Source organism: Serratia sarumanii (assembly GCF_029962605.1).
Taxonomy (GTDB): domain Bacteria; phylum Pseudomonadota; class Gammaproteobacteria; order Enterobacterales; family Enterobacteriaceae; genus Serratia; species Serratia sarumanii.
This window is the reverse complement of sequence record NZ_CP124750.1, coordinates 4,174,565-4,196,049: the sequence shown is the minus strand read 5'-3', so window position 1 is coordinate 4,196,049 and position 21,485 is coordinate 4,174,565. Positions and strand designations below refer to the sequence as shown.

Annotated in this window: 21 protein-coding genes; 19 read left to right on the top strand and 2 right to left on the bottom strand. The window is 62.6% G+C overall.

Translation table 11 applies throughout. The annotated features are described in order from the left end of the window. Positions 1-15: 15 nt before the first annotated feature. The 4 genes from fhuC to SSARUM_RS19875 all read left to right on the top strand — a co-directional run bounded on the left by fhuC (position 16) and on the right by SSARUM_RS19875 (position 4,170). Complete coding sequence (fhuC, locus tag SSARUM_RS19890; RefSeq protein WP_033649613.1) at positions 16-813, top strand: Fe3+-hydroxamate ABC transporter ATP-binding protein FhuC; 798 nt, start codon at positions 16-18, stop codon at positions 811-813. After that, the gene (gene fhuD, locus SSARUM_RS19885) at positions 813-1,721 is read left to right on the top strand and encodes a Fe(3+)-hydroxamate ABC transporter substrate-binding protein FhuD (protein ID WP_033649614.1); all 909 of its coding nucleotides are present in this window, start codon (positions 813-815) and stop codon (positions 1,719-1,721) included. Before fhuC ends, fhuD begins: the two co-directional genes overlap by 1 nt. Further along, complete coding sequence (gene fhuB / locus SSARUM_RS19880; protein WP_060431001.1) at positions 1,718-3,706, top strand: Fe(3+)-hydroxamate ABC transporter permease FhuB; 1,989 nt, start codon at positions 1,718-1,720, stop codon at positions 3,704-3,706. The genes fhuD and fhuB overlap by 4 nt, the downstream gene beginning before the upstream one ends. Positions 3,707-4,017: 311 nt before the next feature. Then, positions 4,018-4,170 (top strand): Hok/Gef family protein, encoded by a 153-nt coding sequence (locus tag SSARUM_RS19875; RefSeq protein ID WP_060431005.1) that lies wholly within the window; start codon positions 4,018-4,020, stop codon positions 4,168-4,170. Positions 4,171-4,293: 123 nt separating this feature from the next. On the opposite strand, the gene metK is transcribed toward SSARUM_RS19875, so the two are convergent. After that, on the bottom strand, positions 4,294-5,448 hold the full coding sequence (gene metK / locus SSARUM_RS19870) for a methionine adenosyltransferase (protein ID WP_033654692.1): 1,155 nt from the start codon (positions 5,446-5,448) through the stop codon (positions 4,294-4,296). 909 nt (positions 5,449-6,357) lie between these two features. On the opposite strand from metK, the gene speA reads away from it, so the two are divergent. From speA to SSARUM_RS19855, 3 genes are all read left to right on the top strand, one after another. Further along, positions 6,358-8,334: a biosynthetic arginine decarboxylase gene (gene speA, locus SSARUM_RS19865; protein ID WP_033649617.1), complete on the top strand. Its 1,977-nt coding sequence runs from the start codon at positions 6,358-6,360 to the stop codon at positions 8,332-8,334. Positions 8,335-8,528: 194 nt separating this feature from the next. Continuing rightward, a complete protein-coding gene (gene speB / locus SSARUM_RS19860; protein ID WP_004937606.1) occupies positions 8,529-9,449 on the top strand; it encodes an agmatinase in 921 nt (306 codons plus the stop codon). A gap of 334 nt (positions 9,450-9,783) precedes the next feature. Further along, entirely contained in the window at positions 9,784-9,936 is a 153-nt protein-coding gene (locus tag SSARUM_RS19855; protein WP_033638576.1) for a Hok/Gef family protein, read from the top strand. Positions 9,937-10,046: 110 nt separating this feature from the next. On the opposite strand, the gene SSARUM_RS19850 is transcribed toward SSARUM_RS19855, so the two are convergent. Next, positions 10,047-11,288, bottom strand: coding sequence for an MFS transporter (locus SSARUM_RS19850; RefSeq protein ID WP_033649618.1), 1,242 nt, complete (start codon positions 11,286-11,288; stop codon positions 10,047-10,049). Positions 11,289-11,687: 399 nt separating this feature from the next. Between SSARUM_RS19850 and SSARUM_RS19845 the strand changes: the two genes are divergently transcribed. From SSARUM_RS19845 to SSARUM_RS19790, 12 genes are all read left to right on the top strand, one after another. Beyond that, positions 11,688-12,005 carry a non-heme iron oxygenase ferredoxin subunit gene (locus SSARUM_RS19845; RefSeq protein ID WP_033632120.1) on the top strand — a complete coding sequence of 106 codons (318 nt, stop codon included), beginning with the start codon at positions 11,688-11,690 and terminating at the stop codon, positions 12,003-12,005. Positions 12,006-12,007: 2 nt separating this feature from the next. After that, the gene (locus SSARUM_RS19840) at positions 12,008-12,316 is read left to right on the top strand and encodes a recombinase-like helix-turn-helix domain-containing protein (protein WP_033649619.1); all 309 of its coding nucleotides are present in this window, start codon (positions 12,008-12,010) and stop codon (positions 12,314-12,316) included. A 20-nt stretch (positions 12,317-12,336) separates the two neighbouring features. After that, positions 12,337-13,380, top strand: a complete 1,044-nt coding sequence (locus SSARUM_RS19835; RefSeq protein WP_033649620.1) for an aromatic ring-hydroxylating oxygenase subunit alpha — start codon at positions 12,337-12,339, stop codon at positions 13,378-13,380. Further along, complete coding sequence (locus SSARUM_RS19830) at positions 13,377-14,132, top strand: SDR family oxidoreductase (RefSeq protein ID WP_033635901.1); 756 nt, start codon at positions 13,377-13,379, stop codon at positions 14,130-14,132. The genes SSARUM_RS19835 and SSARUM_RS19830 overlap by 4 nt, the downstream gene beginning before the upstream one ends. 37 nt (positions 14,133-14,169) lie before the next feature. After that, on the top strand, positions 14,170-14,964 hold the full coding sequence (locus tag SSARUM_RS19825) for an IclR family transcriptional regulator (protein WP_004937625.1): 795 nt from the start codon (positions 14,170-14,172) through the stop codon (positions 14,962-14,964). A 109-nt stretch (positions 14,965-15,073) separates the two neighbouring features. Next, entirely contained in the window at positions 15,074-16,015 is a 942-nt protein-coding gene (locus SSARUM_RS19820; protein WP_033649621.1) for a VOC family protein, read from the top strand. Continuing rightward, positions 16,012-17,223, top strand: a complete 1,212-nt coding sequence (locus SSARUM_RS19815) for an NAD(P)/FAD-dependent oxidoreductase (protein WP_033649622.1) — start codon at positions 16,012-16,014, stop codon at positions 17,221-17,223. The genes SSARUM_RS19820 and SSARUM_RS19815 overlap by 4 nt, the downstream gene beginning before the upstream one ends. 23 nt (positions 17,224-17,246) lie before the next feature. Next, positions 17,247-18,503 carry an MFS transporter gene (locus SSARUM_RS19810; protein ID WP_033635897.1) on the top strand — a complete coding sequence of 419 codons (1,257 nt, stop codon included), beginning with the start codon at positions 17,247-17,249 and terminating at the stop codon, positions 18,501-18,503. Between the two features lie 32 nt (positions 18,504-18,535). Then, positions 18,536-19,060, top strand: a complete 525-nt coding sequence (locus tag SSARUM_RS19805) for a cupin domain-containing protein (protein ID WP_004937634.1) — start codon at positions 18,536-18,538, stop codon at positions 19,058-19,060. Beyond that, complete coding sequence (locus SSARUM_RS19800; protein WP_043147999.1) at positions 19,060-19,878, top strand: alpha/beta fold hydrolase; 819 nt, start codon at positions 19,060-19,062, stop codon at positions 19,876-19,878. Before SSARUM_RS19805 ends, SSARUM_RS19800 begins: the two co-directional genes overlap by 1 nt. Then, on the top strand, positions 19,875-20,669 hold the full coding sequence (locus SSARUM_RS19795; protein ID WP_041036613.1) for an SDR family oxidoreductase: 795 nt from the start codon (positions 19,875-19,877) through the stop codon (positions 20,667-20,669). The genes SSARUM_RS19800 and SSARUM_RS19795 overlap by 4 nt, the downstream gene beginning before the upstream one ends. Positions 20,670-20,684: 15 nt before the next feature. Beyond that, positions 20,685-21,479, top strand: coding sequence for an aspartate dehydrogenase (locus tag SSARUM_RS19790; RefSeq protein WP_033635893.1), 795 nt, complete (start codon positions 20,685-20,687; stop codon positions 21,477-21,479). Positions 21,480-21,485: the final 6 nt, after the last annotated feature.

The window sequence follows — 21,485 nt, the reverse complement described above, 5'->3', positions numbered from 1 at the left end:
GACAAAGCAGGATCTATGCAGGACAAACTTCTTAATCCCGGCGCGACCTTCGCGCTGGATAACGCCAGCTTCGCCGTCCCCGGCCGGGTGCTGTTGCAACCGCTGTCGCTCAGTTTTCCCCAGGGCAAAGTCTGCGGCCTGATCGGCCATAACGGTTCCGGTAAATCCACCCTGTTGAAATTGCTCGGGCGGCATCATGCGCCCAGCGGCGGTCAGGTTTTGCTCAATCGGCAGCCGTTGGCGCAGTGGGACAGCAAATCCTTCGCCCGCCAGGTGGCCTACCTGCCGCAGCAGTTGCCGGCGGCGGAAGGCATGACGGTGCGCGAGCTGGTGGCCGTCGGCCGCTATCCGTGGCACGGCGCGCTGGGGCGTTTTGGCGCCAACGATCGCCAATTGGTGGAAGAGGCCATCGCGCTGGTGGGGCTGAAGCCGTTCGCCAGCCGCCTGGTGGACAGCCTCTCCGGCGGCGAGCGCCAACGCGCCTGGCTGGCGATGATGGTGGCGCAGGACAGCCGCTGCCTGCTGCTTGACGAACCGACCTCGGCGCTGGACATTGCGCACCAGGTCGAGGTGCTGGCGCTGATCCAGCGCCTGAGCCGCGAACGCGATCTCACGGTGATCGCCGTGCTGCACGACATCAACATGGCGGCACGCTACTGCGACCATCTGGTGGCGCTGCGCGGCGGTGAAATGATCGCCCAGGGCGGCCCGCTGGAACTGATGCAGGGGCCGGTGCTGGAACAAATTTACGGTATTCCTATGGGCACGTTGCCGCACCCGAGCGGCGGCGCGCCGGTGAGTTTTGTCTACTGATGTCCTCTGCATTCACTTCTTCTCACGATCCGCTGCGCCGCCGTTTGTTGATGGCGCTGGCGCTGTCGCCGCTGTTGGGCTCGTTGCCCGGCCGAGCGGCGGATGCGCCGCCGGATATCGCCCGCGTTGCGGCGCTGGAATGGCTGCCGATCGAACTGCTGTTGGCATTGGGCGTGACGCCGCTGGCGGTGGCCGATGTGCATAACTACAACCTGTGGGTGGCGGAGCCGAAGCTGCCGGCGACGGTGGTCGACGTCGGCCAGCGCACCGAACCTAACCTCGAACTGCTGCAGCAGCTTCAGCCTTCGCTGGTGTTACTGTCGCAAGGCTATGGCCCAACGCCGCAAAAAATCCAACCCATCGCGCCAACCATGAGCTTTGGCTTCAACGACGGCAGCGGCAAACCGCTGACCGTCGCCCGCCAGTCGCTGCTGGCGCTGGGGCAACGATTGGGCATAGAAAGCCGCGCGGTACAGCACCTGGCGCAGTTTGACCGCTTTATGCAGGACGCGCGTCAGCGCCTGCAAAGCTACACCCGGCAACCGCTGCTGCTGTTTTCACTGATCGACACGCGCCATGCGTTGATCATCGGCCAGAAAAGCCTGTTCCAGGAAGCGATGGATCAACTGGGCATCCGCAATGCCTGGCAGGAAGAAACCAATTTCTGGGGCACGGCGGTGGTGGGCATTGAACGGTTGGCCACGGTGCGTAATGCCCGGGTCATCTATCTCGATCACGGTAATCAGGCGATGATGGACAAGGTCAGCGCGACGCCGCTGTGGCAGTCGTTGCCCTTCGTGAGGCAAAACCAGCTGCGGCAGGTGCCGGCGGTGTGGTTCTACGGTGCCACGCTGTCGACGATGCGGTTTTGCCGCCTGCTGGCGCAGGCTCAGGAGAGTGCGTCATGAGTTCGGGCATCCGGAAATTGCCGCTGACGCTGATCCTACTGTTGCTGGCGGCGGCAGGTGGCCTGACGATATACAATCTGGCGCAGCAGCTGCCGCCGGCGCAATGGGCGCGGGCGCTCAGCGCGCCGGACATCGACGACGTGCGGCAAATGCTGTTCCATTACAGCCTGTTGCCGCGGTTGACGGTGTCGCTGTTGGCCGGCGCCGGTCTGGGGTTGGTCGGCGTGCTGTTCCAGCAGGTGTTGCGCAATCCGTTGGCGGAGCCGTCGACGCTCGGCGTCGCCGCCGGCGCGCAGCTTGGCCTGACCATCGCCACGCTGTGGGTGCTGCCGGGAGGTGAGTTTACCCGCCAGCTGGCCGCTATGGTGGGCGCGATTGTGGTGGGCGGGCTGGTGTTCGGCGTCGCCTGGGGCAAGCGGATGTCGCCGGTCACGCTGATTCTGGCCGGGCTGGTGCTGGGGCTGTACTGCGGCGCGGTCAACAGCCTGTTGGCGCTGTTTAATTACGATCAGCTGCAGGGCATGTTCCTGTGGGGCACCGGCGCGTTGAACCAACAGGACTGGAGCGCCGTGCAGTTCCTCCTGCCGCGTTTGCTGGTGGCTGGCCTGTTAGCGGCGCTGTTGCTGCGCCCGCTGACGCTGCTGGGGCTGGACGACGGTGTGGCGCGCAACCTGGGGTTAGGGCTGTCGATGGCGCGCTTCTGTGCTTTGGGGGTGGCCATCATCTTCAGCGCCATGTTGGTGAGCGCGGTGGGCGTTATCGGCTTTATCGGCCTGTTTGCACCGCTGATAGCGAAGATGTTGGGGGCTCGCCGCCTGGCGCACCGCATGATGCTGGCGCCGCTGCTGGGGGCGCTGTTGCTGTGGCTGACCGATCAGGTGATGCTCGGGGTAACGCAGGTGTGGCACGAGATCCCGACCGGCGCGGCCACCGCGCTGTTCGGCGCGCCGCTGCTGCTGTGGCTGCTGCCGCGTTTGCGCAGCGCCGCCACGCCGCCGCCGATGAACCTCGGCGACAAGGTGCCTGCCGAACGCGGGAATCTGCCCGGCTGGATCCTGGTGGGCGGCCTCGTGTTGCTGATCGGCCTGGCGCTGGCGCTGATGCTGGGCAAAAATGCCGGCGGCTGGCACTGGAGCCTGGGCGTGGAACTGGACGCTCTGCTGCCGTGGCGCTGGCCGCGGGTGTTGTCGGCGCTGGCGGCGGGCATGATGCTGGCGGTCGCCGGCACGCTGATCCAGAAGTTGACCGGCAATCCGATGGCCAGCCCGGAAGTGTTGGGCATCAGCTCCGGCGCCGCTTTTGGCGTCGTGATGATGCTGTTTATGGTGCCGGGCGACGCCTTCGTGTGGCTGCTGCCCGCCGGCAGTCTGGGAGCGGCCGCCACGTTGCTGATCATCATGATCGCCGCAGGCCGCGGCGGTTTCTCGACCGAACGCATGCTGCTGGCCGGTATCGCGCTCAGCACCGCCTTTACCACCGTCATCTTCCTGCTGTTGGCCAGCGGCGATCCGCGTATGGGGGGCTTGCTGACCTGGCTCTCCGGTTCGACCTATTCGGTGGAGCCGGCGCAGGCGCTGCGCACCGCGCTGATCGCCGCCGGATTGCTGGTATTGGCGCCGCTGTGCCGCCGCTGGCTGACCATCCTGCCGCTCGGCGGCGCCACCGCCCGTTCTGTGGGCATTGCGCTGACGCCGGCGCGGTTGAGCATTCTGTTGCTGGCTGCCACCCTGACCGCGATGGCGACCCTGACCGTAGGGCCGCTGAGCTTTGTCGGGCTGATGGCGCCGCATATGGCGCGCATGCTGGGCTTCCGCCGCGCGCTGCCGCAAATGGTGATCGCCGCGCTGCTGGGCGGCTTGCTGATGGTGTTTGCCGACTGGTGCGGACGGATGCTGCTGTTCCCGTATCAGATCCCCGCCGGGTTATTGGCGACCTTTATCGGTGCACCGTACTTCGTGTATCTGTTGCGTAAGCAGACCTCGTAAGCGGCGTCTCGGCTGCGTTCTCTCTGTCATCAAAGGCTCCGCGTTGCTGGGCCTTTTTTATTTTTCATGATGTTGCAAGGTGCTGCGAACGGATGCGCAAAAACGATATTGCGTGCGAAAAGGAACGCGAGGCGTGGCGGTGAGATGAATATACTGCGGGCGGGTGCTCTGGATCTTTGTCTCTGGAGCTTCTGCGAAAGATACAAAGAGAAAAGCCCCGAGTCGATATTCATCAACCCGAGGCCTACTCTAACGCGTCACAACGTTAAGTTAGCCTCTTACCCGCCGCGAGGCAAGGAGAAGAAGGCATGATGCCGAACAAACGCAGCCCGTTAAAACTGGTGATTATTTGTGTCACTGTAATATCACTGGCATGGATAACCCACAGCACGCTGTGTGAGCTGCGGATCCGAGCGGGCACTACGGAGGTTGCGGCCATTTTGGCTTACGAATCCGAACGGTAAGGCAACCCGGCGGCGGGGGCGGTACCTCCGCCGGCCGGCAGTCGATGCGTTGATCCAGGAGCACCCATCCGCTCAAAAAAAACGGCGAGCCAGGGCTCGCCGTTTTCATGTTGATGTCGGGGCTTATTTCAGGCCGGCGGCATCGCGCAGCAGCGCGGCTTTGTCGGTCGCTTCCCACGGGAAGTGCTCGCGGCCGAAGTGGCCGTAGGCAGCGGTTTCGCGGTAGATCGGCTGCAGCAGATCCATCATCTGGATCAGGCCATATGGGCGCAGATCGAAGAATTCGCGCACCAGCAGCGTCAGCTGTTCGGTTGGCACTTTCTCGGTACCGAAGGTTTCCACCATGATGGAGGTCGGTTCCGCTACGCCGATAGCGTAAGACACCTGGATTTCGCAACGATCGGCCAGGCCGGCGGCAACGATGTTTTTCGCCACGTAGCGTGCCGCGTAGGCCGCGGAACGGTCAACCTTGGACGGATCCTTACCGGAGAAGGCGCCGCCGCCGTGGCGCGCCATGCCGCCGTAGGTGTCGACGATGATCTTACGGCCGGTCAGGCCGCAGTCGCCCATCGGGCCGCCGATAACGAAACGGCCGGTCGGGTTGATGTGGTATTTGGTGCCCGCCGTCAGCCATTCCGCCGGCAGGACCGGTTTGATGATCTCTTCCATCACCGCTTCTTGCAGATCTTTCAGCGCGATGTCTTCGGAATGCTGGGTGGACAGCACCACGGCGTCGATGCCGACGATTTTGCCGTCGTCGTACTGGAAGGTCACCTGGCTCTTCGCGTCCGGACGCAGCCACGGCAGGGTGCCGTTTTTACGCACTTCGGACTGGCGCTGCACCAGACGGTGCGCGTAGGTCACCGGGGCCGGCATCAGCACGTCGGTTTCGTTGGTGGCGTAGCCAAACATCAAGCCCTGATCGCCGGCGCCCTGCTCGAGAGGATCGGTACGGTCAACGCCCTGATTGATATCCGGGGATTGTTTGCCGATGGCGCTCAATACTGCGCAGGAGTTGGCGTCAAAGCCCATGTCCGAATGAACGTAGCCGATCTCGCGCACGGTCTTGCGGGTGATCTCTTCGATATCGACCCAGGCGCTGGTGGTGATTTCACCGCCGACCAGCACCATGCCGGTTTTCACGTAGGTTTCGCAGGCGACGCGCGCCTTCGGATCTTGTTCCAGGATGGCGTCGAGGACGGCATCGGAGATCTGATCGGCGATTTTATCGGGATGTCCTTCGGAGACGGATTCGGACGTGAAGAGGTGTTTAGCCATTGTGTTCTTTACCTTGCATAAGACGGGTTAGAAATTACTGCACAGCGCTGGAGATCCGGCATCAAAGCGAAGGGTCTTCCGCTGATGGCGCGAGATGCATCCTGCAACGCCCCTCAGGCAAAGCCGTTAAGCAGTTTATCAGTTAACCAGTATAGATGGATTAACATCTGGACGTCTATTTTAGGTCAGGGTTTAGCCAGATTGCCAGTAATTTTTTGCGCTTTCGCTCTTTTGCGCAAACGGGTTGGCGCCATTTTCATCGCTTGAAACAGTTTTCGGCGAATTTTCATTTTGCTTTTTCACCTGCTTACCGGTATAAACTGCGCGCGCGGTTCATTTGCTGCACAGTACGGCGGTCTTGAGTGGGGGAAGGCGCGATAAACTTCCGCTTTGCATTCGCCGCCGTTGCGCTATTATCCGTCGCAGGCGTTCTCCGTGAGCGCCGCCGCTTCATCGAACGGTCACGTTCTTACACTATTTTAGAGGCTTGGTCGTTCACTCCGAACGGCGCGCGTGGAGGTGGTTGGATTAATGATCCGTTGTCTACCGGTTGTTGGTTCCCAACAGCAGTGCCGTTCTGGCGCACATTCTTCTGCTATTTCCCGTCTTGTCTCTTTGTCACTTACCAGGTGCGATAAACACTTGGCCGCTACTCAGGATTCTCGGGCCGGCTAACGGTCGTCTGAAGAACTGAACAAGGGTAGCCTGCAGCCTTCCTGTGGGATGTTTCTTGGCCCGATTCACGAGGTTTGAACAGGGTGTCTTACAATTATATGAGTGATAAACCGATCGCTGACCGCGAACGGCGGTTCTCTTCGCTGCCGCCAGCGCGGCTTGTTGGGTTGTTCTCGCGGGTGGTAGCTGCGATAGTGGCTGACGGTTTCGTCAGTGCGGAATGTGAGGCGAACCATGTCTGATGATCTGTTGATTCACCGCCCGCCGGTTGCGGGCGAGTCTTTATCTTTGCGCTCCATGCAGGAGGTTGCCATGAATGATCGTAATGCCAGCAAGATGCTGCGTACTTATAACGTCGCCTACTGGGGCAACAATTACTATGACGTCAACGAGCTGGGCCATATCAGCGTGTGCCCGGACCCGGATGTCCCGCAGGCGCGCGTCGATCTGGCAGAACTGGTGAAAACGCGCCAGCAAGACGGCCAACGTTTGCCTGCGCTGTTCTGCTTCCCGCAGATCCTTCAGCATCGCCTGCGTTCGATCAACGCCGCGTTCAAACGCGCGCGTGAGTCTTTCGGTTACCAGGGCGGCTATTTCCTGGTGTATCCGATCAAGGTGAACCAACATCGCCGCGTGATTGAGTCGCTGGTGAACTCCGGCGAACCGCTGGGGCTGGAAGCCGGCTCCAAGGCCGAGCTGATGGCGGTGCTGGCGCATGCCGGCATGACCCGCTCGGTGATCGTCTGTAACGGTTATAAAGATCGTGAATATATTCGCCTGGCGCTGATCGGCGAAAAACTGGGGCACAAGGTGTACCTGGTGATCGAGAAGATGTCCGAGATCAACCTGGTGCTGGAAGAGGCTGAGCGGCTGAACGTGGTGCCGCGCCTGGGCGTGCGTGCGCGCCTGGCGTCGCAGGGCTCCGGCAAATGGCAGTCGAGCGGCGGCGAAAAATCCAAGTTCGGTCTGGCGGCGGTGCAGGTGCTGAAGCTGGTGGAGACCCTGCGCGAAGCGGGCCGTCTCGACAGCCTGCAACTGCTGCATTTCCACTTGGGCTCGCAGCTGGCCAACATTCGCGATATCGCCACCGGCGTGCGCGAATCGGCGCGCTTTTACGTTGAACTGCACAAGCTGGGCGTCAACATTCAGTGCTTCGACGTGGGCGGCGGCTTGGGCGTCGACTACGAAGGCACCCGCTCGCAGTCCGACTGCTCGGTGAACTACGGCCTGAACGAATACGCCAACAACGTGATTTGGGGTATCGGCGATGCCTGTAACGAACACGGCCTGCCGCACCCGACGGTGATCACCGAGTCCGGCCGCGCCGTGACCGCGCACCATACGGTGCTGGTTTCCAACGTGATCGGCGTCGAGCGCAACGAATTCAGCGAACCGTTGCCGCCGGAAGCCGACGCGCCGCGCGCGCTGGAAAGCATGTGGGAAACCTGGCTGGAAATGAACGAGCCGGAGAACCGCCGCTCGCTGCGCGAATGGCTGCACGACAGCCAGATGGATCTGCACGACGTGCATACCCAATACGCGCACGGCATGCTGGATCTGACCAAGCGCGCCTGGGCCGAGCAGCTGTATCTGAACATCTGCAACAAGATCCAGCAGCAGCTCGATCCGAGCAATCGCGCGCACCGTCCAATCATCGACGAGCTGCAAGAGCGCATGGCGGACAAGTTCTACGTCAATTTCTCGCTGTTCCAGTCGATGCCGGATGCCTGGGGTATCGATCAGCTGTTCCCGGTGCTGCCGCTGGAAGGGCTGGATAAGCCGCCGGAAGGCCGTGCGGTGCTGCTCGACATCACCTGCGATTCCGACGGCACTATCGACCATTACGTCGACGGCGACGGCGTGGCGACCACCATGCCGATGCCGCCGTACGATCCGGAGAACCCGCCGGCGCTGGGCTTCTTCATGGTCGGCGCGTACCAGGAGATCCTCGGCAACATGCACAACCTGTTCGGCGACACCGCCTCGGTTGACGTGTACGTGTTCCCGGACGGCAGCGTCGAGACCGAGTTGTCCGACGAGGGCGACACCGTGGCGGACATGCTGGAGTACGTGCAGCTCGATCCGGGTGCGCTGCTGGCCAAGTTCCGCGATCAGGTCAAAGAAACCGATCTGGACAGCGAGCTGCAGGCGCAATTCCTGGAAGAGTTTGAAGCCGGCCTGTACGGCTACACGTATCTGGAAGACGAGTAACTGCCCTCTTCAGGGGGGCGATATCGGCCCCCTTGAAGCATGGATAAAATGCGGCCATAATCAGCCGTATCGGTAGCACCGAAACAAACATCGAACAAATCCCTTTCTCGTCGGGCTAACGACGCGGGAGGGATTTTTTTTTGTAACGGCCCGGCCTCTGCGCCCGGCAACTTGTTGAACTACGAGGGTTTACTATGAGCACCTTAGGCCATCAGTCCGATAATTCATTAGTGTCCAACGCCTTTGGTTTCCTGCGCTTTCCGCTGAACTTCATGCCTTACGACAGCGATGCAGAGTGGGTCATCACCGGCATTCCGTTTGACATGGCGACCTCCGGTCGCGCCGGCGGCCGTCACGGCCCGGCGGCCATCCGTCAGGTGTCCACCAACCTGGCCTGGGAAGGCAACCGCTGGCCGTGGAGCTTCGATCTGCGCGATCGGCTGAACGTAGTTGACTGCGGCGATATCGTGTTCAACTTCGGCGACGCGCAAGACATGAGCGACAAGCTGCAGGCGCACGCGGAGAAACTGCTGAAGGCCGGTAAGCGCATGCTCTCGTTCGGCGGCGACCACTTCGTGACCCTGCCGCTGCTGCGCGCGCACGCCAAGCATTTCGGCAAGCTGGCGCTGGTGCACTTCGACGCCCACACCGATACCTACGCCAACGGCAGCAAGTTCGACCACGGCACCATGTTCTACCATGCCCCGAACGAAGGCTTGATCGATCCGCACCACTCGGTGCAGATCGGCATTCGTACCGAGTTCGATCATGACAACGGTTTTACCGTGCTGGACGCCGCGCAGGTGAACGATCGCAGCGTGGACGACCTGCTGACCCAGATCAAGGGCATCGTCGGCGATATGCCGGTGTATCTGACCTTCGACATCGACTGCCTGGATCCTGCGTTCGCACCGGGCACCGGCACGCCGGTGATCGGCGGCCTGACCTCCGATCGCGCGCTGAAGCTGGTGCGCGGCATGCAGTCGCTGAACATCGTCGGCATGGACGTGGTGGAAGTGGCGCCGGCTTATGACCAGTCCGAGATCACCGCGCTGGCCGCGGCGACCCTGGGCCTGGAGATGCTGTACCTGCAGGCGGCCAAGAAACACGCCTGACGCCAGGCCACTCCTCGCTGAAAAAGCGGCCTCCATTGTATGGGGGCCGCTTTTTTATTGCATTTGTCGCCATCCGCGCTGCCTTCTCAGTCCGTTGCAACGCCTTTGCGCAATCCTGCGCAGAAATGAAACTGAGTCAGTAAAAAGGAATCGGGAGAGTGGAGAGGATGAATATACTGCGCGCGGGTGCTCTGGATCTTTGTATCTGGAGCCTGCGTGAAAGGTACAAAGAGAAAAGCCCCGAGTCGATATCCATCAACCCGAGGCCAACTCTAACGCCAGACAACGTTAAGTTAGCCTCTTACCCGCCGCGAGGCAAGGAGAAGAAGGCATGATGCCGAACAAACGGAGCCTGTTAAAATTGGTGGTTATTTGTGCCACGGTAATATCACTGGCATGGATAACTCGCAGCACGCTGTGTGAGCTGCGGATCCGATCGGGCAATACGGAGGTTGCGGCCATTTTGGCTTACGAATCCGAACGGTAAGGCAACCCGGCGGCGGGGGATGTTCCCCGTCTGCTGGCTGTTGGCGTCCAGATCTACGAGCACCCTCTCAACGCTTTCGGTTTTCCGCCGCACAGGGCAGAGAAACGGGTTTATGCCCGCTTCATCTGCTGTGCCAGCAACATGCGGCCAAACAGCGCGCCGCCCGCCAGCAGCGTCAGCAGCTGCGAGGCGATCAGCACCGCAAAGCCTGAAGACACCTTGCCCTGGCTGGTCATCACCATGCCCATCGCCATCGGCACAAACGCCGAGAACAGATTGCCGATGCCGTTGATCAGCCCATAGGCGCTGCCGACCGCCTCCGGCCGCGCATAATGTTGCAGCAGCGTGGGTATCGCCGCGCCCTGCGCCCCCCAACAGGCGTTGGCCGCCAGCAGGAAGAAGGCGATCCAGCCAAGCTGATGGCTGTGCATCACGCCATAAATGCACAGCGCGGTCGCTGCGCCGCCGCAGACGAAGATCAGCGGCGCCTGATAAGGGCGGATACGATCGAGCAACACGCCACCGAGGTATTTGGAGGCGATGCTGACGATGAAAGGCAGCGCGGCCATCCAGCCCATCTGCTTGATGGAAAACCCCTTTTCATCGGTCAGATACGCCGGCAGCCAGGCGCTGGAGCCCCACAGGTAGCTGAGCGTGGCGATCTCGATCAGCAGGATCCAGCCGAGCATCGGCGTGCGCCAGGCCAGTGCAAAGGTGCGCCAGACGCGGTTCAGCACCGGTTGCGGATCGGCTGGGCGTGAAGATGAGGATAAGGGGAGCGGGTGAACGAACAGCCGCACCAGCGCCAGCCCCAGCAGCAGGTTGAGCAGCGCCAGCAGGTGAAACGACATCGCCCAACCGAAGTGCGCCATCAGAAAACTCACCAGCGGAAAGCCGAGCACCAGCCCCAATGAAACGCCCAATGCGCTGACCGCGTTGGGCTTGCCGCGCTCGTCGGCGGCGAAATGCTCGCCGATGTACATGGTCTTCAGCGAGAACAGCGGCCCTTCGCTGACGCCAAGCAGCGCGCGCACCACGCACAGCAGCATCAGCGATCCCGCCAGCGGCGAGGCGGCGGTGAGCAGCGCCCACAGCACCACGCTCAGCGTCAGCGCGCGGCGGTAGCCCATCAGCGTTTCCAGAAACGGCGTCAGCAACATGGCGGACAGCCCGTAGCCGAGCAAAAACACCGTCATCAGCGTGCCCTGGTGAGCGCGGTCGCCGCCGAGTTGGAAGTGTTGCAGGAAGTCGGGATTGACCAACATCACGGCGATATTGACCCGATCCGCATAGGCGATAACGATCAGAAACAGCAGGGCGATCACTCCAAACCAGCGTTGACGTTGTTGCACGGCGCGTTCCTCAGTGCGAGCGGTTGACGAATTCAGGCAGCAGCAAACTCACCCGAGGATGCCAGTTAGCGCAAACGCGGGAGGATGAGGCTGATTGATGTAAAATTATTGTTATCAAATAGGGTGTGAAAGACAGAGAGAAAACACTTTTACGCGCAATGCGTCGCCGGAATCAACGCGTTTTTTGCCATAAATTAGCAGGGGAGCGCACAACTGACATAGGTTTTTCATATCGGTGCATTATTTCGTGATCCTTCCCGCATTTGTCATTTTTAAACAACCTTTCATTAACATTTGCCGTTCCGCTCGCTTGACGAAAGTTTCGCCACACTTATAGTGAATGTATTAAATAAGAAACTGAGTTTCATATATGAAACAATCAGATAGAGGATAAAAGCAATGAGCTGGAAGAATGTGTGCGAAGTGTCTCAGGTGAAAGAAGATTTTCCTTTTTCCGGCAACGTGGAAGGAAAAGAGATCGGGGTATACCTGCTCGACGGTAACTACTACGCGCTGGAAGACGTCTGCCCGCATGCCTATGCCTTGCTCAGCCAGGGGTTTGTAGACGACGGTAAGGTTGAGTGCCCGCTGCACGAAGCGCTGTTTGACGTGCGCACCGGCCAGTGCCTGCGCGAGCCGGGCGGCCGCGATCTGCAAACCTATCCCACCCGGGTGGTCGACAACCAAATCCAGATCACCTTTATCGCGGAGGAGTAATCATGCAGCACATCACCGATTTCAATCCCTGGCTGCCGGACACCCAACAGGTGACGCCGGCCCGCGAAGGCGGCAACGGTCAAATCCATCAGCCGGGCCAGTTCCGCAATGTCATCTGGCAAAACCGCGCCCGGGTGCCGGACGGTTTCGAAACCGCCCTGGTGGCGGCGCTGGAAACGATCTTCGATCAGGGCGCGGATGAGCTGGAGCAGATCGTCAGCGCGTTGAATCAGCGCCGCCTGTTCGATCGCAGCGGCCAACCGTGGAATGAGGCGACGTTCCGCGAATTCCTTCACGTTAACGGTTTCTGAGCCACATCCGGGAGAAGACAATGACAGCAAATACAACATCCTCCGAACAGAGCTTGCAGGACTATCTTGACCAGGGGCTGCGCGGCATGTGGTATCCGGTGCTGGCCAGCTGGGAAGTGGGCAACAATCCGGTCGGCATCACCCGTCTGGAGCAGCAAATCGTGGTATGGCGCGACGGTGAAGGCCAGATCCACGCGCTGGAAGACCGCTGCCCGCACCGCGGCGCGCGGCTTTCCATGGGATGGAACCTCGGCGATCGCATCGCCTGCTGGTATCACGGGGTGGAGGTCGGCGGCGACGGCACGGTGAAAGACGTGCCGGCGGTGGATCGTTGCCCGCTGGTGGGGCAAAAATGCCTGCGGTCTTACCCGGCCAAAGAAGCCTACGGCGCGGTGTTCCTTTATTTCGGCGTGACGGCGGATGAAGCGCCGGCGGAGCTGACTTTCCCGCAAGAGCTGGCGGACGAAGCGTCGTACAGCAATTTCCTGTGCACCGCCAGCTGGAACTGCAACTACCAATACGCCCTGGAAAACGTGATGGATCCGATGCACGGCACCTACCTGCACTCCTCCTCGCACTCGATGGCGGAAGGGGACCGCAAGGCGGATATGGGGCTGGAGCCGACCGACAGCGGGTTTATCTTCAAGAAAAACGGCCAGATTGGCGTCAACTTCGACTGGGTGGAGTTCGGCAACAGCGGCGCGTATTGGATGCGCCTGTCGATCCCGTACAAAAAGCGCTTCGGGCCGGGCGGTCACTTCTGGATCATCGGCATGGTGGTGCCGGAAGACAAGGATCACTGCCGGGTGTTCTTCTGGCGCATCCGTAAGGTCAAAGACTGGCAGCGCGACATGTGGCGCTTCATGTACCGCAACCGCCTGGAATCGTTGCATTGGGATGTGCTCGAGCAGGATCGCATCGTGCTTGAAAATATGGCGCCTAACGCCCGCGGCCGCGAATACCTGTACCAGCACGACGTCGGCCTTTCGCGCCTGCGCCGCCTGATGCAAAAAGAGGCCCAGAAACAGCTGGCGACGCTGCGCGAGCGGGAGGCGGCGCAGTGAACGGCCTGTTGAACGGCAAACGCATCGTGGTCACCGGGGCGGCGCGCGGCCTGGGTTACAGCTTCGCTGCCGCCATCGCCGCCGCCGGCGCGCAGGTGGTGATGTGCGACATTCTGGCGGATGAGCTGGCGGCGAGCGGCGCCGCGCTGCGTGAGCAGGGCGCTCAGGTGGAAACGCAGACCATCGATCTGGCGTCACCGGATTCGATCCGTTCGGCGTTCGAGAAGATCGCCGCAGGCGGCGGAATCGACGGCCTGGTGAACAACGCGGCGCTGGCGACCGGCGTCGGCGGCAAAACCATGATGGAATACGATATCGATCTGTGGGATCGGGTGATGCAGGTCAACGTGCGCGGCACCTGGCTGGTGAGCCAGGCGGCGGTGCCGCTGCTGGCGCGCAGCCCGCACGCCAAGATCGTCAACGTGGCGTCGGACACTGCGCTGTGGGGCGCGCCGCGCCTGATGGCCTATGTCGCCAGCAAAGGCGCGCTGATCGCGATGACCCGATCGATGGCACGCGAGCTGGGCCCGCAGGGGATCTGCGTCAACGCCATCGCGCCGGGCCTGACGCGGGTGGAAGCCACCGAGTATGTGCCCGCCGAGCGTCATCAGCTGTACGAGCAGGGGCGCGCGCTGGCCGGGGCGCAGCACCCGGACGATGTGAACGGTACGGTGCTTTATCTGCTGTCGCCGCTGGCGGATTTCGTCACCGGCCAACTGCTGCCGGTCAACGGCGGCTTTGTATTCAACTGACGGCCCGCAGGGCCGGCGCACAGCGCAGGAGCGAGAGATGGCGGACGAGCAAGCATGTAAGTATCTGATCCCGGGGCTGGATCGCGGGTTGCAGCTGCTGCTGGCGTTTGGCGAGCAGCATAAGGAAATGACTTTCGCCGAGTTGCATCGCCTGGTCGATATGCCGAAGGCCACCGCTTACCGCGTGGTGCAGACGCTCGAGCACCTGGGCTTTCTGGAGCGCAATCCGCGCACCAACACCTTTGCGCTCGGCATCAAGGTGCTGCGCCTCGGCTTTGAATACATCGCGTCGCTGGACGTGGCGCAGGCCGGCCAGCCGGTGATTGAGCAGCTGCGCGATCGCAGCCAGTGCAGCAGCCATCTGGCGATCCGCGACGGGCGCGACGTGATCTACATCGCCCGCGTCAGCGCCGCCGGTTCGCAGATCAATCAGGTCAGCGTCGGCACCCGCTTGCCGGTGCACCAAACCTCGCTCGGCCGCATGCTGTTGACCAGCGCCACCCGCAGCGAGTTCGAACAACTTTATCCGGACGCGCAGCTGCCGGGCAATGCGCCGGGCACCCCGGCGGATCGCGAAACGCTGTGGCAGATGGTGCAGCAAGACAAAGCGCGCGGCTATGTGATCGGCGAATCGTTCTTCCGCCACGGCATCTCCTCGATCGTCTACCCGATCTTCAACCGCGAGCAGCGGGTCGAGGCGGTGGTCAGCATCATGGTGCCGTCCGATGAGATCCCGAAAGCGGATCGCGAGCGGCTGCGCATGGAAGTACGCGACGCGGCGGAGAAAATTTCCGGCTTCCTCGGCGCGCCGCCGCAGGCCAACGTCGGCTAACTGACAGGACCGACTCTTTTACTCAGGCAGGGATAAGGCCCGTAGCAAACAGGGGGCGGGGTTGACTCATGCCTGAAAACCGTATGCAGCGAGAACGTGAGGCTGAACAATGAGCGTAATCGGAATCGAAAAACTGGAATTTGGCGTCGAAGATCTGCCAACCTGCGAAAAATTCATGCAAGACTTCGGCCTGCAGCCCGCCACGCAACATTGGGGCGAACCGCAGCGCGAATTCACCACCCTGAGCGGGGCGCGGGTTGTCCTGCATCCGTTGCAAAGCGCGGCGCTGCCTGCGGCGTTTGAAGGCGGTTCTACCCTGCGCCGCATGACCTGGGGCGTGGCCTCGCCTGCCGATCTGGCGCATCTGCAGCCGCGTTTGGCGCTGATGCCCGGCTTCCGGCAGGTGGGAGAAGAGCTGGAATGCCTCGATCCCAACGGCATGACGCTGCGCTTCGTCGTCAGCCGCCAGCAGGCGGTCGAGGTGCCGGTCACGCCAATCAACCAATGGGGCGACGTGCGCCGCATCGATCAACCCAGCCCGGTCTATTCGCAGGCACAGCCGATCAACATCGGCCACGTGGTGTTCTTCGTTGAGGATCTGGCGGCGACCGAGCGCTTCTATCGCGAGCTGTTGGATTTCCAGGTTTCCGATCGCTATATCGATCGCGCCGTCTTCCTGCGTACCCAGGCGCGCGGCGGCCACCATAACCTGTTCCTGCTGAAGCTGCCGAACCGCCCACGGGGCCTGAACCACGTGGCGTTCACCGTGCGCGATATCCACGAAGTGATCGGCGGCGGCATCGCCATGAACAAGGAGAAGTGGAGCACCTTTATCGGCCCCGGCCGCCACCCGATCTCCTCGGCCTATTTCTGGTACGTCAACAGCCCGACCGGCGGCGCGTTCGAGTACTACACCAACGACGATTATCTGACGGAAAACTGGCAGCCGCGCGAGCTGGAGCATTCGTTGGTCTCCTTCACCGAATGGGCGGTAGAGGGCGGCATCGATCACGACACGCGCCGTCAGCATAAAAAGGCGGCGGCGTTATGAACCGGCCGGAACACGCGGGCATCGTCATCGTCGGCGGCGGCCAGGCTGGGGGCTGGGCGGCCAAGACGCTGCGCGATCGCGGTTACAGCGGCCGGCTGACGGTTGTCAGCGACGAACCCTACGATTTTTACGAGCGGCCGCCGCTGTCGAAAGCGGCGCTGCTGGATGCCGCGGCTCCCCTCAGCCGGCTGTTCAGCGAACAGACAGTGGCGGAGCTGAATATCGACTGGCGTCGCCCGCTGCGCGCCGAGTCCATCGATGCAGAACAGCAAATCGTCACGCTCAGCGACGGGCAACGGCTGCAGTTCGAGCAGTTGCTGATCGCCACCGGCGGTCGGCCGCGTTTGCCGGGCGCCGCCTGGGCGCAGCACCCGTGCGTGATGACGCTGCGTTCCTGGGACGATGCGGCTCGGTTGCGGCAGGGCCTGCAGGGTTGCCGCCGCCTGGCGATCGTCGGCGGCGGTTGGATCGGGCTGGAGATCGCCGCTTCCGCGCGCCGTCTCGGCGCCGAGGTGACGGTGTTTGAACGCCAGCCCGCGCTGTGCATGCGCAGCGTCGGCGCCGACGTTTCACAGGCGTTGCTCGAACTGCATCGTCAGCAGGGCGTCACGGTGCTGTGTGGCTGCGGCGAGATCTCGTTGGAAGATCGCGACGGCGCCGCCTGGATCGGCAGCGAAGTCAGCGATCCGCAGGCCTTCGATCTGGTGGTGGTGGGGATCGGCGTCGAGCTGAATCTCGAACTGGCGCGCAGCGCCGGGCTGGCGATCGAGTCCGGCATCGTGGTCGACGGCCAGGGGCGCACCAGCCATCCGGCGATCTTCGCCGCCGGCGACGTGGCGCGCCACCCGACGCTCGGCCTGTGCCTGCAGTCCTGGGCCTACGCGCAAAATCAGGCCATCAGCACCGCCTGCGCGATGCTCGACGCCTTCGCCGCACCGTATGACGACGTGGCCTGGCTTTGGTCGGATCAATACGACGCCAATATCCAGATCCTCGGCGTGCCGAGCGGCGGCGTGCACCATGTGGTGCGCCGCACGCCGCAGTCGCAGGTGTTCTTCACGCTGAACGCCGATCGGCAGCTGGTGCAGATGGTGGCGTTCAACGATGCGCGCACCATCAAGCTCGGCAAGCGTTGGCTGGCGAGCGGCCGGGTGCTGGATCCGCAGCAGCTGGCGGATGCGGAGTTTTCTTTGATGGCGTTGAAATAACGCCCGAACCTCGGGAGCGTTTTATGACTACGCAAGACATTGACGCCCGCGCTGGACGGGCGGGGGAAGCCGTTGCCGAAAATCCGCAGCAGCGGGTGCGCTGGTCGGTGCCGATCGCGCTGTTCGCCTGCGTGCTGCTGGCGTTTTTCGACAAGATCAGCATCGCGGCGCTGTTTTCCGATAGCGAGTTCCAGCAGGCGTTAGGGATCGGGTTTGACCCGGCGCGGCTGGGTTTGCTGATGAGCGCGTTTCTGTTCTCCTACGGCATTTCCTCGATGCTGCTCAGCGGCATCGGCGATCGGCTTAATCCGGTCAAGGTATTGATTGGCATGATGGTGGTGTGGGGCGTGCTGATGGTGTTGATGGGGATGACGCGTTCCTATCACGCCATGATGACGCTGCGCATTCTGCTCGGCATCGCCGAAGGGCCGCTGCTGCCGATGGCCTACGCCATTATTCGTCAGGCCTTCCCGCCGCAGCTGCAGGCGCGCGCCACCATGCTGTGGCTGCTCGGCACGCCGCTGGGCGCCGCGCTTGGCTTCCCGGTCACCCTGTACATCCTCAATACCTTCGACTGGCAGGCCACCTTCTTCTTTATGGCGTTTCTGACGCTGCCGGTGATGTTGCTGGTGCTGTTCGGCATGCGCCACCTGAACGTCGCGCGCCCGGCGGCGGCGACCAAGCCGGCGGTGTCCGAACGTAAACAGCATCGCCGCGAGCTGCTGCGCAGCCCGCACTTTTGGATGATCTGCCTGTTCAACATCGCCTTCCTGACCTACCTGTGGGGCATGAACGGCTGGTTGCCGAGCTACCTGATCAAGGGGAAAGGCATTCATCTGGAGCATGCCGGTTACCTCTCTTCGCTGCCGTTCATCGCCATGCTGCTTGGCGAAGTGCTGGGCGCCTGGCTGTCGGACAAGCTGGATCGGCGCGCGCTGGCCTGTTTCCTGTCGCTGTGCGGCGCCGGCCTCGGTCTGGCGGTGGTGCTGCACCTGCAGGGCACCTACAGCGTAATCGCCGCCATGGCCTTCAGCACCTTTATGTGGGGCGCCGGCGCGCCGAATATTTTCGCGCTGTTGGCGAAGGCGACCAGCAGCAAGGTCAGCGCCACCGCCGGCGGCATCTTCAACGGGTTGGGCAATTTTGCCGGCGCGCTGGCACCGGTGCTGATGGGGGCGTTGATCGCCGCCACCGGCAATATGGATAACGGCCTGCTGTTCCTGGTGGTGATGGCTTTCGTCGGCTGCCTCATTCTGCTGCCGTTACTGAGAAAGTACTGATTAATCAATCGATTCAACAGAGGAGTGACAACATGTCTCAGGTTGAGAACAAAGCCGGCGTCAAGCCGCAGGATCTGTCGATGGAAAATTGGGTGGAGTCGCGCATCGCCCGTTTCGAAGGCCGTAAATACGACTGGAACGCGCTGAAATTCCAGGCCGACTTTGACCCGAAATACCGCCGCGCGCAGATGCGCTACATCGGCACCGGCGCCACCGGCGTGGCCAGCGACGCCAACACCATTCCGGCGGGCAATTTCACCTTCTCCACCATGGTGCTGCCGTCGAAGTGCGAGGGCCCGCTGCACCTGCACGACGACGTGGAGGAAGTGTTCTTCATGCTGAAGGGCAGCATCACGCTGATGATTCAGGACGGCGAAGAGTATTACGAGACCAGGCTGAAAGAGCGCGATCTGATCTCGGTGCCGGCGGGGGTGTATCGCGGCCTGTTCAACCACGGTGAGGAAGAGGCGCTGATGTGCGTGATGCTCGGCACCGCCAAGCCGGAGATCCCGACCTATCCGGCGGATCATCCGCTATCCAAAGTGAAGCGCAACTGATGAACGGCCTGGCGCAACGCCAACGGGCGCGCTGCGGGGCGTATACCCTGAGCTGGCGCGAGGCCGGGCAGGGGCGGCCGGTGGTGTTGCTGCACGGCATCAGCTCCGGATCGGCCTCGTGGATCAAGCAGCTCAACGATAGCGGCCTGACGGATGGCCACCGTCTGTTGGCGTGGGACGCGCCGGGCTACGGCGGCAGCCTGCCGTTGGCGGATCCGCAGGCCGATGCCGCCGGTTATGCGGCGGCGTTGGCGGCGCTGATAGATGAGCTGCAACTGGCGCAGCCGCTGATCGTCGGCCATTCGCTGGGGGCGCTGATCGGCAGCGCCTATGCCGCCGGCTATCCGGACGGGTTATGCGGATTGGCGTTGGCGGATCCGGCGCAGGGCTATGCCACGGCGCCGGAGGAAAAACGCCGGCAGGTGTACGGCCAGCGCCAACAGATGATAGAGACGCTGGGGCCGGTGGGCTACGGCGAGCAGCGGGCGGCGGCCTTGCTGCGTGAAGGGGCGGATCCGCAGGACATCGCCTGGGTGCGCAACGGCATGCAGCAGCTCGATCCCGACGGCTTTCTGAGAGCCGCCTGGATGCTGGCCAACGACGATATCGACCGCTATCTGGCGCGCTATCGCGGCCCGCTGGAAGTCTGGTGCGGTGAGCAGGATCGCATTACGCCGCCGGAGAAGGCGGCCGAGCTGGCGCGTGAGCAGGACGCGACGCTGCGTTTGATCGCCGCCGCCGGCCATGCCAGCTACCTCGACGCGCCGGCGTGTTTCAACCGCTATCTGCGGGACTTTACGGGAGCAATCCAACGATGAATTTTCAGCTTGAGAATCGGGTGGCGGTGGTGACCGGCGGCTCGTCGGGCATCGGTTTCGAAACCCTGAAGCTGCTGCTGGCCGAAGGGGCTAAGGTGGCGTTCTGCGGCCGCGATCCGGACAAACTGGCCGGCGCGGAGGCCAGCCTGCGTGCGGAGTTTCCGCAGGCGGAGATCCTGGCGCTGCGCTGCGACGTGCTGGACGCGCAGCAGGTGGCGCAGTTCGCCGCTCAGGTGACGGCGCATTTCGGCGGCGTGGATCTGCTGATCAACAATGCCGGTCAGGGCTTCGTCGCCCATTTTGACCAGACGCCGCGCGAAGCCTGGCTGCATGAGGCCGAGCTGAAGCTGTTCGGCGTGATCAACCCGGTGCAGGCGTTCTTACCGGCGCTGGAACGGTCGGCGATCGCGTCTATCACCTGCGTGAACTCGCTGCTGGCGCTGCAGCCGGAAGAACACATGATCGCCACCTCGGCGGCGCGCGCCGCGCTGCTCAACATGACGCTGACGCTGTCGAAAGAGCTGGTGGGCAAGGGCATTCGCGTTAACTCGATCTTGCTGGGGATGGTGGAGTCAGGCCAGTGGCGCCGCCGTTTCGACGAGCGCAGCGATAAAGATCAAAGCTGGGAACAGTGGACGGCGGCGATCGCCGAACGGCGCGGCATCCCGATGAAGCGCCTGGGCAAGCCGCAGGAGCCGGCGCAGGCGCTGCTGTTCCTCGCTTCGCCGCTGGCTTCCTTTACCACCGGCGCGGCGCTGGACGTATCCGGCGGCTTTAACCGCCATGTGTAGCAGGGGCCGATAAAGATGAAGAAGATCATGATGATTGGCTACGGCGCGATGGCGAAGGAAGTGATCGCCCGTTTGCCGGAAGGCGTGGAGGTCGGTTGGATCCTGGCGCGCGCGGCTCATCATGCGGCGATCGCCGCGGCCTTTGGCGGGCGGGTGCAGGCGCTGACCCATCCCGAGCAGTGTTTGCAGCGGCCGGATCTGGTACTGGAGTGCGCCAGCCAGCAGGCGGTGGCGGAGTTCGGCGAAGCGGTGCTGCAGCGCGGTTGGCCGCTGGCGCTGATCTCGACCGGCGCGCTGGCGGACGCCGCATTGCAACAGCGGCTGCAGCAGGTTTGCCGCCGCCATCACGGGCAGCTAATCGTGCTGTCCGGTGCGGTGGCGGGGATGGATGGGCTGGCGTCGGCGCGCGAAGGCGGGCTGGAGAGCGTGACTTATCAGGCCAGCAAAAGCCCGGCCAGCTGGCGAGGCAGCCCGGCGGAGCAGCTGATCGACCTCGATGCGGTGAGCGAAGCGCAGGTATTTTTTGAAGGCTCGGCGCGCGAAGCGGCGCGTTTGTTCCCGGCCAATGCCAACGTGGCGGCCACCATTGCGCTCAACGGTCTGGGGATGGACGCCACCCGGGTGCGCCTGCAGGTCGATCCCGCCACCCGGCGCAATACCCATCGTCTGCAGGTATGCGGCGACTTTGGCGAATTTCACATCGAGCTGAGCGGCACCCCGCTGGCAAGCAATCCCAAAACATCAACCCTGGCGGCGCTGAGCGCGGTACAAGCCTGCCGCCGTCTGGTGGACGGCGGTTTTATTGCCTGAACGGCA